Below are 15517 nucleotides of genomic sequence, written 5' to 3'. Positions count from 1 at the left end.
CGTTCGACAACCGGGGCCCGCCGCCGTCAGCGACCCGTTCCACGGCCACTTCGCTCAGTCGACCTGCCGTGGGCGTTACCCCGAGCAGCCCCATTCCGTTCACCTGAGTGGCGGAACGCCCGGACGGGCAAGGCCGCCGCACAACCCGTGTCACTCCGGACGCATTCAGCACGGTACCGACCCCGCCCAAGGCGCACCGAGCGCAGAAGGAGCCGCCCATGCATCAGCTGACTCCGCCTTCCATCGCCTCCGTCGACGACCCCTCTGCGCACGGCGGGTCCGGCCCACCGCCGCCCGTGGACACTGTCGGCACTCGCAAGTCCAGGTTGCCGCGCGGTGCCATTGGCTGGGCACCGTTCCGGCCCTCGGGCCCGGCGCGAACTCCGGCTGTGAGCCCGCCTCACGCCGCCCCACCGACCTCGCGTCGCCGCCTGGATTTGCCGCCCGCCCACACCGCTCTGATCTGCGTCGCCCTCCCCGGCTTCGTCATCTCCACGGACCAGGGGCAGCTGACCGGCTGTGGGCTGGAGGGGTTCTACCGCGCGGGTCGGCGGGCGCTCTCCCGTTGTCAGATTCGCGTGGCCGGACACGAACCACTCGCGGTGCACGCCCGGATGACCGCGGCCGACAGAGCCCGGTTCGTGGGCACCCTGCGCACGTCCACATGCGTCGGCCCGGACCCGGACATCGTCGTCGAGCGCATCCGCGACGCGGACGGTACGGAACGGATCACGCTGCACAGTGCGGCTCTCCGTCCACTGCGCCTGCCGGTCGAGGTGGCCCTCGGCACGGATCTGGCCGACCTGGGCGCCATCGCGAGCGGCAGCGCGGGACCCGAACTGCCCGCCAGCGTCCACGACTCCGGCCTGCGCTGGTCCTGCGCCACCGGGACGTCATCGGTCACGGCCGACCCGCCGCCGCACGATGCGCTGGCCTCCGCGGGGCTGCTGCGCTGGGAGCTCGAACTGCCCCCGGGCGGCAGGACGACCGTGGAGCTGAGGGTACGGCCGGACGGAGCGGGACCCGTCCGAGCCGTGGGCCGCGCGGCGACGAGCCCTCTCGCTCCCGCGCGGGCAGCGGGGGACAGCTCCGGAGCACAGGCACTCCTGCGGACGAGCATCGAGGACCTCCAGTCCCTGTTGCTGCGCGATCCCGCGCACCCCGTCGACACGCACCTGGCCGTCGGCGTGCCCTGGCGCTGCGGTCTGGCCCCGGCGGAGGCGCTGGCCGCCGCGCGGATGACCTTGCCCCTCGGTACCCGGCTCGCGGCGGGCACGCTGCGCACCCTTGCCCGCACTCAACTCGACGGCCCGGGGGTCCGGTTCGGGATGATCCCGGGCCCGCGGCGGGACGCGGGCATGCATCTGCCGCCGGCCTGCACAGGCACGGAGGCCACGCTCGTCTTCCCCGCGCTCCTGGCCGAGGCCCGCCGCTGGGGCCTGTCCGAACACGAGACACAGGAGCTGCTCCCGACGGCCGAGCGCTGCCTGACCTGGCTGCGCACCACAGTGGGCGACGGCACCTATCTGCGCGATCCGTACCCTGGCGGGCCCGTCCGCTGCGAGACACAGGCGTACGCCCACCGCGCCGCGCTGCTCGGTGCCGATCTGCTCGACGCCTACGACAGACCGGGCGGCGCGGGACTGCGCCAGTGGGCCCAGACCTTGCGGACCGCGTTCCGGGCGGACTTCTGGGTCGACGACCTGGGTGGCGGCCGACCTGCGGCCGCGCGTACCCCGGACGGCCGGCTCGTGCCGCACCTGGGCACGGCCGCCGTCCACCTACTCGACACGGGTCTTCTGGGCGAGGGCCGGCAGGCACCTGGTCTGCTCGACAAGGTGCAGACCGAGCAGCTCGCCCGGCTGCTCGGGGGCCCGGCCATGGACTCGGGCTGGGGGTTGCGCGGGCTGGGAGCGAAAGAACCGGGATACAACCCGTTCGGCCACCGCACAGGGGCCGTGCGGGTCCAGGAGACGGCCATCGCCGTGGCGGGGCTGACCGCAGCCGGATACGAGAAGGAAGCGGGTGCCCTGCTGCGGGGTGTCCTGGCCGCGGCCGAGACCTTCGGCCACCGATTGCCCGAGATGTACGCGGGGGAGCAGCGGGCCGACGGGAGCGCCCCCCTCCCGCACCCCGCCGCCTGTCGCCCGGCCGCCACGGCCGCGGCTGCCGGTGTGCTGCTGCTGACCACTCTCGCCGGCATCCGTCCCGACGCCCCCGCCGGGACGGTCACGCTGCGCCCCATGGGCAGTGCACCCCTGGGCGAGGTCGTCCTGACCGGGCTGCGTGTGGCGGACGCCCCCTTCTCCGTACGGGTCAGCCGACTCGGTCTCGCCATGGTCGAGGAGGCTGCCGACCAGCTGCAATTGGGAGGGTGACCTCGCACGCCGCGGCACCGCAAGACCGCCGGGAGGGCAGGGTGGGACCCATACCGAGCCAAAGTGGATCAGCCATTGATGCGGCCGACGAAGGGAGTGTTTATCGTCAGGCAGACGACTATGATCGCCGCATGCCCTACGACCCGTCAGCCTTTCCGCCCTTTGCCGTCACCGTGGATCTGGTCGTGCTGACCGTGCGCCGCCATGCCCTGTGCGCGCTGGCGGTACGCAGGGGCGAGCCGCCGTTCCAGGGACGCTGGGCGCTTCCCGGCGGCTTCGTACGGGGCGACGAGGATCTGGCACAGGCAGCAGCCCGTGAGTTGGCCGAGGAGACGGGGCTGCGCGCCCACGATCCGTCCGTCCCCGTCCAGGACAACGGCGCCCACCTCGAACAGCTCGCGACGTACGGCGACCCCAAGCGGGATCCCCGGATGCGCGTGGTCAGTGTCGCGCACCTGGCGCTCGCCCCCGACCTGCCCGCACCCCGCGCCGGCGGCGACGCCAGCAACGCGCGCTGGGCGCCCGTAGAGGAACTGCTCCAGCAGAGCGGTTACGGCCGTGACGAAGAACCCGTGGCTCCGCTCGCCTTCGACCATGCGCAGATCCTGTCGGACGGGGTGGAGCGAGCCCGATCCAAGATCGAGTACTCGTCCCTGGCCACGGCGTTCTGCCCCACCGAGTTCACCGTCGGAGAGCTGCGCCGTGTCTACGAAGCGGTGTGGGCTGTCGCGCTCGACCCGCGCAACTTCCACCGCAAGGTGACGGGTACGCCGGGATTCCTCGTGCCCACCGGCGGCACCACCACGCGCCAGGGCGGTCGCCCGGCCCAGCTCTTCCGGGCCGGCGGCGCCACACTGCTCAACCCTCCGATGCTGCGCCCCGAGGTGTGAAGCCGAGCGACGGCACCGGGCACGGAAGTAAACGGCGAACTGGAGTCCGACCGGGCCGACGGCCGCCAGGGCAACGAACCGTGCGGTGCCCGAAAAAACGGACATAGCGCGCTATCTTGCTTTGGGTGATCGAGGTCTTCGGATTGACCAGCAACCCCCGCAAGGAGCTTCCCCCGGCCGTCGACGACGTCACCTTCGAGGCGCGCGCGGGTCACGTCACCGCCCTGCTCGGCGCGCCGGGGGCGGGCAAGACGACGGCACTCAAGCTGATGCTCGAACTTCAACAGGGCCGCGGAATCACCTACTTCAGAGGCCGCCCCCTGCACCGCATCGCCCATCCCTCGCGCGAAGTAGGCGTGCTCCTCGGCGATGTCCCCGGACACCCGGCCCGGACCGTCCGCGGGCACCTTCGCATGCTGTGCGCCGCCGCTGGCGTTTCCGTGCGCCGCGCCGACGAGGTCCTCGAGGTGGTCGGTCTGGTCAGCCTGCGTGAAGAGCGTCTCGGCACCCTCTCGCGCGGTTTGGACCGCCGCCTCGGTCTGGCTTGTGCGCTGATCTCCGACCCGCACACGCTCGTGCTCGACGACCCCACCGAGGGCCTCTCCGCCCGCGAGAGCCATTGGCTGTACGGCATGCTCCGCGCGCACGCGTCCCAGGGCGGCACGGTCCTGCACACCACCGCCGATCCCAAGGAAGCCGCCCGCACCGCCGACCGCGTGATCACGCTGGAGCGGGGCAGCCTCGTCGCCGACCAGGAGGCCGCCGAGTTCGCCCGCACCCGGCTGCGCCCCCGGGTCGCCGTCCGCAGCCCGCACGCCGTACGCCTCGCGGCCCTGCTCACCAAGGAGGCCCGCGCGGCGCAGCGCTCCCTCGAGGTCGTGCGCGAGGGGGGTAACCGGCTCTCCGTGTACGGCAGTACCTGCGCGGATGTCGGCGAGACCGCGTTCCGTCACGGCATCCTCGTACATCAACTCGCCGATGAGATCGGGGACATGGGTCCGGGTACGACGGCCGTACGCACGGAGGAACCGCAAGCGGACGGCGATCGGTGCCAGGCGGCGGAGGGTCGCGCACCTGACGTACCGCGGCAACCCGACGAGCCCCCGGCCTCTGGTGAAAGGCCACTCGACGCCGCAGATGCCTCGCGAGCGCAGGCTGACGCATTGCCGATCTCGTCGGAGACGCGCCGAGAGCCACTCGACGTATCGAAGAACGCGGTGGGCGCACCGCGAGCGCCACTGGACGCGTCGCAGAAGCCCACGGACCCACCGCGCGCGCAGCTCGAAGCACCACGGAACTCCTCAGACGAACCGCGAGCGCCGCTCGACGCTGCGCCGCATGCCGCTGACGCATCCCCTGCGGCTGTCGACGCGCCGCAGGATGCATCTGTGTGTCGTGAGGCGTCGCGGGCCCGGGCTGACGCATCGCAGGGCTCCTCGGGCGGATCGCGAGCGTCGCTCGACGCTGCACCGGACGCTGCTGACGCACCCACAGCGGCTGTCGATGGGCCGGAGGGTGGCTCTGTGTGTCGTGAGGCGTCGCGGGCCCGGGCTGACGCATCGCAGGGCTCCTCGGGCGGATCGCGAGCGTCGCTCGACGCTGCACCGGACGCTGCTGACGCACCCACAGCGGCTCTCGACGCGACGCAGGATGCCTCGGCTCATCTCGAGGCAACGCAGGCCCAGGCCGACGGGCCGCGGGTCGAGCCCGGAACGCCCCTGAGGGCGAACGTCTCCGACGATGCGCGCGTCGTGGCCAGCCCTCCGCAAGCGCCCTCCCGTCGCCCCGTCGAGGCCCGTGGTCTCGGCGCCCTGTCCCCGCTGCCTCCCCCCATCTCCGTCCGCCCCTCGCCCAGCCCGCTGCGCCCGCTCCGCTACGAGCTGCGGCGTGCCACCGGAATCGGCACCGGATTCCTCACCGGGGCCGTCGTGCTCGTCGTGTCCGCCTTCACCGCCGTACTCCTGGCTCGCATCGGCCACACTCCGCAGCCGCGGCTGCTGGCCGCGTGGCCGCAGGAGCTGCCGCTGCCGCCCGCGGCGCTCGGCGCGGGGCTGCTCGGCGCGCTCGCTTTCGGCGACGAGTTCCGCCACCCCGCCCTGGCGGCGGACCGTGGCACCGTGCCCCGCCGACTGGGGCTGCTCTCCGCCAAACTTCTCGTCACCGCGGCCACCGGTCTGCTGCTGGCCTTCCTCACGGTCGGCTGCAACGCCGAAGCGCTCTATCTCGTCTACGGACGGGAGCTCGCGCAAGTTCCCGCCGACTGGCTCCCGCTGAGCGCGAGTTGGCTCGGACTCGTGATCGGCTGCGCCTGGGCCGGAGTGCTGGCCGCCGGCATCTTCCGGTCCACCACGGCCGGGCTCGCGGCGGTGGTCGCCGTACCGATCCTCGTCGTACCCCTCGTACACAGGGCTCTGGAGGGACCGGCTGTGCGAACTGCGGCCGGGTTCCCCATGCGGCTGCGCGAGGTGCTCCTGATGCAGTGGCCCTTCGGCGGAGAACGATATCTGGCCGTCGCGGCACGGATGGTCGCCCAACCCGTGGGCGGCGCATTGGCGTTGTCACTGAGCGTCCTGCTCTGCGCATATCTGCTCACGACCCTGCGTAGCAGGGTCCGATGACGACCGTCCGAGCCCTTCCGATCCGGCCCTGTGCACAACTCCCCCGGGGAAAGCCCATTTCTTTCCGATAAGGCGTCAATTGCGACGGGGTGAGCGATCACCCTTTCGTGTGCTTTTCACCAAAGACCTCAAGGGAGTTGGAGACGACGCCGACAAAGGATCCGTGAGTACCCTTGCGCACACCATGATGACCGCCGCCCGCTCCGCAGACTCTGGTCTCTCCGGCCCGGGCGAACTCGACCGCTACCCCTACGCCGAGGCGCCCGCCGCGGACCGTGTCGGGGCCCCCGCCTGGGACGGCGTGGATCCGGAGCTGGGCCGCGTGGGCCGGCGCGCCGCAGGCAGCCGCGGACGCGGCCTGCACGGCCAACTCGTCCAGCAGCTTGGCCAGATGATCGTCTCGGGCGACCTGGGCGCCGACCGTCCGCTCGTGCCCGAGGAGATCGGCCAGCGTTTCGAGGTCTCCCGCACCGTCGTCCGTGAGTCGCTCCGGGTGCTGGAGGCCAAGGGCCTGGTCAGCGCCCGCCCGAACGTCGGCACGCGCGTGCGGCCCGTCAGCGACTGGAACCTCCTCGACCCGGACATCATCGAATGGCGGGCTTTCGGACCGCAGCGCGACGACCAGCGGCGTGAGCTGAGCGAGCTGCGCTGGACGATCGAGCCGCTCGCCGCACGCCTGGCCGCGGGACACGGGCGCGAGGACGTCCAGCAGCGGCTCGCGGACATGGTCGAGATCATGGGCCATGCCATGGGGCAGGGCGACGCGCTCACCTTCTCCCGCGCGGACGCCGAGTTCCACTCCCTGCTCATCCAGGTCGCTGGCAATCGCATGCTGGAGCACCTGTCCGGAATCGTGTCGGCCGCCCTCCAGGTCTCCGGCGGCCCCGTGACGGGCTGCGACAGGCCGAACGAGACGTCGCTGACGCATCACGGCAGGATCGTCGACGCCCTGGCAGCCGCCGACGGCGCGGCCGCCGAGGCCGCCATGCGCCAACTGCTCACCGTCCACCCTGAGGTGGAGCGCGTGGTGCCTGCCCCACGCGAGCACTGACCGCGCACCACGGGCGGCGCGGCCGGGGTTGCCTCCCCCTCCTGTGGCATCGCCGGTCGGCGGACCGCCCCCTGTCGGACCCCGCAGGAGCCCTCGGGTTCCTGCGGGGTCCGACGGCGCGAACGGGCTGTTAGGTACATGGCAGGGGTCGGTCACGGGCACGGGTGGCCTCCTCTGCCCGTATCTGACCGTTTTTGAGCGCTTACGGGGTGTGACTCGGGCCACGCAGATTGGGCGTAACGCTCGTGGGAACAGCGCGATGACCTAAGAGGTGACTGCCGCGGAGGGAATACGGACGCCGTTCAAGGCGCTGTGCATCTTCCCGGCCCCCGCCCGCACCGTCGGCTCATCCCCAAGTCGGCGGTCGGCTCCTGTCCGCCGTGGACGGGGCCGGAAGCCGTTTTCCAACGTTCCGAGAGGTTGTTCGTGTCGGCCAGCACATCCCGTACGCTCCCGCCGGAGATCGCCGAGTCCGTCTCTGTCATGGCGCTCATTGAGCGGGGAAAGGCTGAGGGGCAGATCGCCGGCGATGACGTGCGTCGGGCCTTCGAAGCTGACCAGATTCCGGCCACTCAGTGGAAGAACGTACTGCGCAGCCTCAACCAGATCCTCGAGGAAGAGGGTGTGACGCTGATGGTCAGTGCCGCGGAGCCCAAGCGCACCCGTAAGAGCGTCGCAGCGAAGAGTCCGGCCAAGCGCACCGCCACCAAGACGGTCGCGGCAAAGACGGTGACCGCCAAGAAGGCCACCGCCACCGCCACGCCGGCGGCGCCCGCCGTAGAGGCGCCCGTCGAGGACGAGGCGTCCGCGAAGAAGGTCGCTGCCAAGAAGACGACCGCCAAGAAGGCGGCCGTGAAGAAGACCGTCGCCAAGAAGACTGCGGCCAAGAAGACCACCGACCCGGCCAAGAAGGACGACGCCGAGCCGGTCGACGAGGAAGCCATCGAGGAGGCCAAGGCGGGCGAGGAGCCCGAGGGCACCGAGAGCGCCGGGTTCGTACTCTCCGACGAGGACGAGGACGACGCGCCCGCGCAGCAGGTCGCCGCCGCCGGTGCCACCGCCGACCCGGTCAAGGACTACCTCAAGCAGATCGGCAAGGTCCCGCTGCTCAACGCCGAGCAGGAGGTCGAGCTCGCCAAGCGCATCGAGGCCGGTCTGTTCGCCGAGGACAAGCTGGCCAACGCCGACAAGCTCGCTCCCAAGCTCAAGCGTGAGCTGGAGATCATCGCCGAGGACGGCCGCCGCGCCAAGAACCACCTGCTGGAGGCCAACCTCCGCCTCGTGGTCTCCCTGGCCAAGCGCTACACCGGCCGCGGCATGCTCTTCCTGGACCTCATCCAGGAGGGCAACCTCGGTCTGATCCGCGCGGTCGAGAAGTTCGACTACACCAAGGGCTACAAGTTCTCCACGTATGCCACCTGGTGGATCCGTCAGGCGATCACCCGCGCGATGGCCGACCAGGCCCGCACCATCCGTATCCCGGTGCACATGGTCGAGGTCATCAACAAGCTCGCGCGCGTGCAGCGCCAGATGCTCCAGGACCTGGGCCGCGAGCCCACCCCGGAGGAGCTGGCCAAGGAGCTCGACATGACCCCGGAGAAGGTCATCGAGGTCCAGAAGTACGGCCGTGAGCCCATCTCCCTGCACACCCCGCTCGGCGAGGACGGCGACAGCGAGTTCGGTGACCTCATCGAGGATTCCGAGGCCGTCGTTCCGGCCGACGCGGTCAGCTTCACGCTCCTCCAGGAGCAGCTGCACTCCGTCCTGGACACCCTGTCCGAGCGCGAGGCGGGCGTCGTCTCCATGCGGTTCGGTCTCACCGACGGTCAGCCGAAGACCCTCGACGAGATCGGCAAGGTGTACGGCGTCACGCGCGAGCGCATCCGTCAGATCGAGTCCAAGACCATGTCGAAGCTGCGCCACCCGTCCCGTTCGCAGGTGTTGCGCGACTACCTCGACTAGGTCGCGGTGGTACGACGTCGAAGGCCCGGCCCCCTCCAGGGGAGCCGGGCTTCGCGCTGAGCGGGTGCGGGCAACTGCGTTGTGAATCACTCTGAGGTTCTCAAGACCACCCCAGAGTGAGGAACGTGTATGCGTTTTCCCTTTGCCCGGGTGCTGTCCCGGCCGCTGGTTCTTGCGGTCGCCGCGGCCGCCATACCGGTCGTGTCCGCCGTTCCGGTGTCCGCGGACAGTGTCGTCGTCGGGGGGTTCCCGGTCGAGATAGCGGAGAGCCCGTGGACCGTGGCGCTGTCCACTCGTGACCGGTTCGGGGGTACGCGCGCGGGGCAGTTCTGTGACGGTGTGGCGGTGGGCCCCAGAACCGTGCTCACCGCGGCTCACTGCCTGAGCGAGGACGTCCTGGGTGCGCCACCGGACCAGGTACGCGACCTCAAGGTCATCACAGGCCGTACGGACCTGCTCTCCGACAAGGGCCGGGAGATCGACGTACGCGACACCTGGGTGAATCCCGGCTACGACAGCGTCAGCAACGCCGGCGACTTCGCGGTGGTGACCCTGGCGAAGGCCCTTGCGAAGACATCGGTCGTCGCGATGGCCAGGGCCGGTGATCAGGCGTACGAGCCGGGCACGGCTGCCACCGTCTACGGCTGGGGCGATGTCAGCGGTGCCGGTGACTACGCGCGCAGCCTGCGGGGGGCACGCGTGCATGTGCTTCGTGATGCCCTCTGCGAGCAGGCGTATCCGGGCAGTGCCGAAGGCACGTATCGCGCCGACACCATGGTGTGTGCCGGGGAGGAGAAGGGCGGCCACGACGCCTGCCAAGGGGACAGCGGAGGTCCGCTCGTCGCACGGGGAAAGCTGATCGGGCTCGTGTCCTGGGGCAGCGGATGCGGCCGCCCGGACAGCCCCGGCGTCTATACGCGGGTGTCCGAGGTCGTGAACACGCTGGGCGGGGAGAAACCTGCGGCGAGCCCTACGAGGTCGTCTGGCAGGGCCTGAGGGGCCATCTCCGGGTATGAGCGCGGGCGGCACCCCTGAGGAGCAGGGGTGCCGCCCGCGGGCCGGCCTGTGCCGGTGCTGGCTCGTCGTGGACGCGAAGTGTCAGCGCTCTTCTTCGGAGGCGGCTGCCGGAAGCTCCGTCAGTCGCTCCGTCTCGTCCTGTATCTCAGCGGCGACCTTCTTGAGTTCCGGCTCGAACTTGCGGCCGTGGTGGGCGCAGAAGAGCAGTTCTCCGCCGCTGAGCAGGACAACGCGCACGTAGGCCTGTGCGCCGCAGCGGTCGCAGCGATCGGCGGCCGTCAGTGGGCTCGCGGGGGTCAGAACAGTAGTCACGTCGCCTCTTCTCTAGCTCGACGAGCTGTCGTACCAGGGTCAACATCCAACCAGCCCGAAAACGTTCCCGCTCGTGGCTTTTCCTCGAAAAAAATCTTCGGGGCGGCTGTCTGCTGCCGGTTGGCGGCGAATGTGCCGTATTGCGTGTCTATGTGTCTTACGGTTTCGCGCTGTCGGTCAAGGTCGGTCCTCCCGGCTGGCTTGCCGGTTGTTCATGAGGACGTGCCCGGAGCCTAAATGGTTCATGCCTGGAAGGGAACGTGATGTGTGCTTCACTCCATCGAGGGATCGAACATGTATGCGACGCTGGGCTACTGTGAGTTTATGACGAGGGTGGCGTTACAACGGCTCTACCAGGCCTCGGTACCCTCTGAGCGGCAACCGAAGCCGCGCCCTTACCCAGAAGGGCCCTACCTGAAATTCAGCGAGGAGCGAACCGCGTGACCGCCGAGACGTCCGTGCCGTCCACAGCGCTGCTGGCAGGAGCAGACCGGGACGGTTCCAACTACACCGCGCGGCACCTGCTCGTCCTCGAGGGGCTCGAGGCCGTGCGGAAGCGCCCGGGCATGTACATCGGGTCGACCGACAGCCGTGGCCTGATGCACTGCCTGTGGGAGATCATCGACAACTCCGTGGACGAGGCCCTCGGGGGCTACTGCGACCACATCGAGGTGATCCTCCACGACGACGGATCCGTCGAGGTCCGGGACAACGGCCGAGGCATCCCCGTCGACGTCGAGCCCAAGACCGGCCTCTCCGGTATCGAGGTCGTCATGACCAAGCTGCACGCCGGCGGCAAGTTCGGAGGCGGCTCCTATGCCGCTTCCGGCGGTCTGCACGGCGTCGGCGCCTCCGTGGTGAACGCCCTGTCCGCCCGGCTCGACGTCGAGGTGGACCGCAGCAGCCACACCCACGCCATCAGCTTCCGGCGCGGTGTCCCCGGCTCCTTTGCCGCGGACGGCCCCGACGCCAAGTTCGAGGCCGCGAGCGGCCTGCGCAAGGCAAAGAAGATCCCCAAGAACCGCACCGGCACACGTGTGCGGTACTGGGCAGACCGCCAGATCTTCCTCAAGGACGCCAAGCTTTCGCTGGAGCACCTGCACCAGCGGGCACGCCAGACGGCCTTCCTGGTGCCCGGCCTGACCATCGTCGTCCGCGACGAGTACGGCCTCGGCCAGGACGGCAGCAAGGGCGAGGAGTCGTTCCGCTTCGACGGCGGCATCAGCGAGTTCTGCGAGTACCTGGCCACCGACAAGCCCGTCTGTGACGTCCTCCGCTTCTCCGGGCAGGGCACGTTCAAGGAGACGGTGCCGGTCCTGGACGACCACGGCCAGATGACGCCCACCGAGGTCACCCGTGAACTCGGCGTCGACGTCGCGATGCGCTGGGGGACCGGCTACGACACGACCCTGAAGTCGTTCGTCAACATCATCGCCACCCCCAAGGGCGGCACCCACGTCGCGGGCTACGAACAGGCCGTGGCCAAGACACTGAACGAGGTCCTGCGGGCCAAGAAGCTGCTGCGCGTCGCCGAGGACGACATCGTCAAGGACGACGCTCTGGAGGGCCTCACCGCGGTCGTCACCGTGCGCCTCGCCGAGCCGCAGTTCGAGGGGCAGACCAAGGAGGTCCTCGGTACCTCGGCGGCCCGCCGGATCGTGAACACCGTGATCTCCAAGGAGCTCAAGGCGTTCCTCACCTCCACGAAGAGGGACGACGCGGCCCAGGCCCGCGTCGTGATGGAGAAGGCCGTCGCCGCGGCCCGTACGCGAATCGCCGCTCGCCAGCACAAGGACGCGCAGCGCCGCAAGACGGCCCTGGAGTCCTCGTCGCTGCCCGCCAAGCTCGCCGACTGCCGCAGTGACGACGTCGACCGCAGCGAGCTGTTCATCGTCGAGGGAGACTCCGCGCTCGGTACCGCCAAGCTCGCCCGGAACTCCGAGTTCCAGGCGCTGCTGCCGATCCGCGGCAAGATCCTCAACGTTCAGAAGTCGTCCGTGACCGACATGCTCAAGAACGTCGAGTGCGGCGCGATCATCCAGGTCATAGGAGCGGGGTCCGGCCGGACCTTCGACATCGACGCGGCCCGCTACGGCAAGATCATCATGATGACCGACGCCGATGTGGACGGCTCCCACATCCGGACGCTGCTCCTGACCCTGTTCCACCGCTACATGCGGCCCATGGTGGAGGCCGGCCGGGTCTTCGCGGCCGTGCCACCGCTGCACCGTGTCGAGCTCATCCAGCCCAAGAAGGGTCAGGACAAGTACGTCTACACGTACTCGGACCGTGAGCTGCGCGACAAGCTGATGGAGTTCGAGAGCAAGGGCATTCGGTACAAGGACTCCATCCAGCGGTACAAGGGTCTCGGTGAGATGGACGCCGACCAGCTGGCCGAGACGACCATGGACCCGCGTCACCGCACGCTGCGCAGGATCAACCTCGGCGACCTGGAATCCGCCGAGCAGGTCTTCGATCTGCTGATGGGCAACGACGTGGCACCGCGCAAGGAGTTCATCTCCAGCTCGGCGGCGACGCTGGACCGGTCCCGTATCGACGCGTAGCCGCAGCGCTCGCCCGGGCGGGGAAGCGGCGTCGGTGGCGGGCGGCGGTCCCGTCGGGCGAGCGCCACGGCGCTGTCGGGCGGAGGCGCTGTGGCCGCCGACGCGCTGTCGAACAAGGCGTCGCAGGTGGCCGTCGACCGGAGTCACGGTCGGCCGTCTCCACCCGTGGGTGGAGACGGCCGCCGTCATGGATCCACCCGTGATCCACCCTGGCTCCGATCTTCCGACCTGGGAATTTCCGTAGCGTCGAAGGCGTCGGCAGCACTCGCTGTCGGCACAGTCCTTCTTCGCTCACGGAGGCTTCGATGCCCGGGCTTGTCGACGCGTTGGTGATAGTGGCCGTTGCCGCTCTGGTGATCGTGCGCCAGTTCCGCGCAAGCAGGATCGACACGGAGAAGCGCTGGTGGCTGGTCCCTGTGATCCTGGCCGTCATCGCGCTGCGCGACTCCGCCATGATCGACACCGACCACCGCACCGAGTCGGTGCTTCTGCTCGGCGCCGAACTTGTCATCGGCCTCGCCATGGGAGCAGCGTGGGCGTGGACCACCCGCATATGGGTGGAGTCGGACGGCATGGTGTGGAGCAAGGGCACCAAGGCGAGTGCGGCCGTCTGGGTCGCCGGTATCGCCCTGCGCGCCGCGCTCTTCGGCCTGGGCGCGGTGCTGGGGGTGAAGCAGGACACGTCCGCCCTGCTGCTCGCCCTGGCGATCACGCTGCTGGTCCGCGGGGGAATCCTCGCCTGGCGCGTTCAGTCCCTGCACTCGGCCCCCGAGCGGAGCCCGGCGTACGGTGACGACATGTCCCGGCCCGCGTGGAAGGAACGTGTGTGACGGAGAACGCCTGGACAAGGTGGCCTTCCCGGGAAGCGCTCGGCCGCAAGGAACGCACCCGCCCCCGTCGACTGTTCACCTCGGCCGTGCGGCTCGTGGTGCTCGCCATTGTGCTGTGGGGCGCCTCCACCAGCAGCGTGGTCCATGGCTGGGGTGCGGTCGGGGCCACGGCCGGTGTGCTGGTTGCAGCCTTCGTCACCTGGGCCTTCCATCGAACGACGTTCGAGCACCGGCTCTGGTCGTCCCTGGCGCTCGTCACGGTGCTCCTCGGGATTGCCCTCGCCGCCCAGGCCGTTGGGTTCAGAGTCCCCGCCCTCGTCATCTGGTGCGGCTGCGCCGTGATCGCACTGGAGCGGCTGCCGCTCGCGGCCGCGCTGCCGATGGCCTCGGCCGGCCTCGCGTCGTATGCCGCTTTCAACGACGATCCCTGGCTGAACAGCGCGGCCACGGCAGCGGGGCTCGCGCTCGTCGGCTACGTTCTGCGGCTCGACGCCGAGGCCCGGGGCAGCGCCGAGCGGCTGCTCGCCCAGGAGCGGGCGGCGCTGGCGGCCGAAGCCGAGTCGGCGGCGCTCGGGGAGCGGGCCCGTATTGCCCGGGAGATCCATGATGTGCTGGCGCACAGCCTCTCGGCGCAGCTCGTGCACCTGGAGGCGGCCCGGCTGCTGATCGAGCGGAACGCCGGCCGGGACCAGATCCTTGAACGCGTGGTCGCGGCACGAGGGATGGCCCGCGACGGACTCGAGGAGACCCGGCAGGCCCTCTCGGCGCTGCGCGGCGAACTGACGCCGCTGGAGGACTTCCTGGCTCAGCTGGTGGACACGAACGCCGGGGCCGAGGTCACCATTGCGGGTGAGCACAGACCTCTGCCGGCCGAGGCGTCACAGGCCGTTCGGAGGGTCGCGCAGGAAGCGCTGACGAACGTGCGCAAGCACGCCCCGGGCGCCAAGGTGCAGGTGCGGCTGGAGTACGGCGAACACCAAGTCATGCTGGACGTAAGGGATTCGGGTGGCTCGGCAGGCGAGCTCGCCGGCTCCGGTGCCGGGTACGGTCTGCTCGGCATGCGGGAGCGTGCCGAACTGCTGGGCGGCTCGCTGCAGGCCGGGCCGGACAAGGAGGGGTTCGTGGTGACGCTGAAGGTGCCCGTATGACGGAGGAGACGGAGGTCGGGCCCGCGCGGGTGGTGGTCGCGGACGACCAGACCGTCGTCCGTGAGGGCATCGTGATGCTGTTGGGGCTGCTCCCCGGGATCGAGGTCGTCGGCGCGGCGGGAGACGGGGAGGAGGCTGTGAGGCTCGTCGCCGAACTCGCCCCGGACGTGGTCCTGATGGACCTGCGCATGCCGCGCTGCGACGGGGTGGAGGCGACCCGACGGATCAGGAAGGAGTATCCCGGGACGCAGGTCGTGGTGCTCACCACCTACGCGGACGACGAGTCGATGTTTCCGGCGCTGAGAGCGGGAGCGCGCGGCTACCTCACCAAGGACGCGGGCGGTGACGAGATCGTACGGGCGGTGCGCAGCGTGCTGTCCGGGGACGCGGGACTGTCGCCGAGCATTCAACGGCGGTTGCTGGAGCGACTGTCGGAACCGGAACCGAAGCCGGCGGCGGCACCGGCGGAGCCGCCGGACGGGCTCACCGCTCGGGAGACAGAGGTCCTGGGACTGATCGCCGAAGGACTCAACAACCAGGAGATCGCCCGGAAGTTGCATGTCTCCATCGCCACGGTGAAGACCCATATCAACAACATATTCGCCAAGACGGGGCTCTCGGACCGGGCCCAGGCGGTGCGTTACGCGTTTACGAAAGGGCTGGCGAGGCCGCCGGCGGGGTGAGTCACCTGATGGGGTGAAGAGCGGAGGGAAGAAGAGTCGGGGATCTTCCCGTTCTGTCCATCCT

The 15517-nt window shown here is 70.0% G+C and carries 11 protein-coding genes; 10 read left to right on the top strand and 1 reads right to left on the bottom strand.

Annotated features, from left to right (window positions below):
- The first annotated feature begins 218 nt into the window (after positions 1-218).
- The 6 genes from ACIHFB_RS20300 to ACIHFB_RS20275 all read left to right on the top strand — a co-directional run bounded on the left by ACIHFB_RS20300 (position 219) and on the right by ACIHFB_RS20275 (position 9895).
- Entirely contained in the window at positions 219-2378 is a 2160-nt protein-coding gene (locus ACIHFB_RS20300; protein ID WP_400127523.1) for a glycogen debranching N-terminal domain-containing protein, read from the top strand.
- A 131-nt stretch (positions 2379-2509) separates the two neighbouring features.
- Positions 2510-3268, top strand: a complete 759-nt coding sequence (locus tag ACIHFB_RS20295) for an NUDIX domain-containing protein (protein WP_400127522.1) — start codon at positions 2510-2512, stop codon at positions 3266-3268.
- Positions 3269-3393: 125 nt separating this feature from the next.
- Entirely contained in the window at positions 3394-5886 is a 2493-nt protein-coding gene (locus ACIHFB_RS20290; protein ID WP_400127521.1) for an ATP-binding cassette domain-containing protein, read from the top strand.
- Positions 5887-6049: 163 nt separating this feature from the next.
- The gene (locus tag ACIHFB_RS20285; RefSeq protein ID WP_365285334.1) at positions 6050-6937 is read left to right on the top strand and encodes an FCD domain-containing protein; all 888 of its coding nucleotides are present in this window, start codon (positions 6050-6052) and stop codon (positions 6935-6937) included.
- A gap of 426 nt (positions 6938-7363) precedes the next feature.
- Positions 7364-8899, top strand: a complete 1536-nt coding sequence (locus tag ACIHFB_RS20280; protein WP_365285336.1) for an RNA polymerase sigma factor — start codon at positions 7364-7366, stop codon at positions 8897-8899.
- 129 nt (positions 8900-9028) lie between these two features.
- On the top strand, positions 9029-9895 hold the full coding sequence (locus ACIHFB_RS20275; protein WP_365285338.1) for a serine protease: 867 nt from the start codon (positions 9029-9031) through the stop codon (positions 9893-9895).
- A gap of 102 nt (positions 9896-9997) precedes the next feature.
- Here the strand turns inward: ACIHFB_RS20275 and ACIHFB_RS20270 are convergent, their stop codons facing one another.
- Positions 9998-10228 (bottom strand): hypothetical protein, encoded by a 231-nt coding sequence (locus tag ACIHFB_RS20270; protein ID WP_400127520.1) that lies wholly within the window; start codon positions 10226-10228, stop codon positions 9998-10000.
- A 440-nt stretch (positions 10229-10668) separates the two neighbouring features.
- Between ACIHFB_RS20270 and ACIHFB_RS20265 the strand changes: the two genes are divergently transcribed.
- The 4 genes from ACIHFB_RS20265 (at position 10669) to ACIHFB_RS20250 (ending at position 15453) form a co-directional block, all read left to right on the top strand.
- Positions 10669-12792: a DNA topoisomerase IV subunit B gene (locus ACIHFB_RS20265; protein WP_365285342.1), complete on the top strand. Its 2124-nt coding sequence runs from the start codon at positions 10669-10671 to the stop codon at positions 12790-12792.
- 305 nt (positions 12793-13097) lie between these two features.
- Positions 13098-13622 (top strand): CcdC protein domain-containing protein, encoded by a 525-nt coding sequence (locus ACIHFB_RS20260; protein WP_365285344.1) that lies wholly within the window; start codon positions 13098-13100, stop codon positions 13620-13622.
- Complete coding sequence (locus ACIHFB_RS20255) at positions 13619-14770, top strand: histidine kinase (protein WP_365285346.1); 1152 nt, start codon at positions 13619-13621, stop codon at positions 14768-14770. The genes ACIHFB_RS20260 and ACIHFB_RS20255 overlap by 4 nt, the downstream gene beginning before the upstream one ends.
- Positions 14767-15453: a response regulator transcription factor gene (locus tag ACIHFB_RS20250; RefSeq protein ID WP_365285348.1), complete on the top strand. Its 687-nt coding sequence runs from the start codon at positions 14767-14769 to the stop codon at positions 15451-15453. The genes ACIHFB_RS20255 and ACIHFB_RS20250 overlap by 4 nt, the downstream gene beginning before the upstream one ends.
- Positions 15454-15517: the final 64 nt, after the last annotated feature.

The organism is Streptomyces sp. NPDC051963, assembly GCF_044593495.1.
In the GTDB taxonomy this organism is placed as follows: Bacteria; Actinomycetota; Actinomycetes; order Streptomycetales; family Streptomycetaceae; genus Streptomyces.
Note: the sequence above shows the minus strand (reverse complement) of the source record. Positions and strands in the feature narration are given on the sequence as shown.